The organism is Vibrio sp. D173a (genome assembly GCF_030248475.1).
This window is the reverse complement of sequence record NZ_JAHGAH010000409.1, coordinates 1-1201: the sequence shown is the minus strand read 5'-3', so window position 1 is coordinate 1201 and position 1201 is coordinate 1. Positions and strand designations below refer to the sequence as shown.

Genomic DNA, 1201 nt, shown 5'->3' with positions numbered 1-1201 from the left:
AATTACGCAACAAAGCCCCTTGGAATCACAATTTTGAGACAGGGATGACAAAGATTGATGAACAACATTACCATCTATTTTTATTGGTGAACAAATTAGCCAATACGTTGATTTATGATGATCAAATCGAGGTAGATGGTGTGTTTGGTGAATTAAAAGACTATGCACAATACCATTTCTCATATGAAGAAAGTGTATGGAATGAACACTTTTCTGATGATGTTTGGAATCATGAACATAAAAAGAGTCATGCCTCTTTCGTTGATGACGTTATTAAAATTCAATCTGAGTCCAGAGACCTTAACTGGCAAGAATCGATTGAACATATCCTGCAGTTCTTAATTCGTTGGCTCGTTTTCCATATCATCGGTGACGACAAGAAAATGAGCGTTGCAGTGAAAGCGTTGGAATCGAGTGATTCTCTAGAGATGGCCAAAGTGAATGCGGTGGATACCTTACAGGGTATTAACGGCTTAGTAGCTGATACGGTTCTCAAAATGTATTTTGAAGTCTCGACTCAATCGATTGAATTGGTGAGAGAAAAGCATCGTCGTTTTGTGGCAGAAAAAGAGTTGCGATGTCTCAATAAGAAGCTTCAAGAACTTGCTATTACTGATGAACTATCGGGTCTGTATAATCGCCGATACTTTAACATCATGACGCCAGATATCCTCTCCAAAGCACAAGCAGGCAATCAAACGGTCAGCTTTGTTTCTATTGATTTAGACTACTTCAAGCAACTTAATGATGAGCTTGGCCACCTAAAGGGCGATGAGGCCATCACCAAGGTTGGGTCGTTATTATCTTCGCAATTCAATGGTGTTGACGAAATCGCTTTTCGAATGGGCGGGGAAGAGTTTTTGATTGTGCTTGTAGGATCAGAGCATCATCGCTGCGTGAGACGTGCAGAGAAATTTAGAGAGTCCATTGCTACGCTTTCAATTCAGTGTGACCGTCACGAGCAGAGACACTTTTTGACGAGCTCTATTGGTGTGTATAGCCAGCAATCAGAAGCTAATGTGGATATTCGTTACGTAAGCGCTCCATAAAGCCCGCATTCTAATCGCCTAGCGCGAAGAATAAGATCAAGTCTCCAACCATGAGGAGATTTGAAATGGGAAAACGACACACTAATCAAGAATGGCAAACGCTCATCGAGCAGTCTGAATCGAGTTCATTGTCAACGCTTGCATTTTGTAAG

General features: G+C 41.1%; 1 protein-coding gene and 1 pseudogene. Both read left to right on the top strand.

The window, feature by feature from the left end; all coding sequences use genetic code 11:
* Positions 1 to 1049, top strand: a 1049-nt coding sequence (locus KIV40_RS26285; protein WP_285352121.1) for a GGDEF domain-containing protein, incomplete at its 5' end; no start/stop codon positions are given.
* Between the two features lie 65 nt (positions 1050 to 1114).
* Positions 1115 to 1201, top strand: a pseudogene (locus KIV40_RS35505) (IS66 family insertion sequence element accessory protein TnpB); the annotation flags it as partial.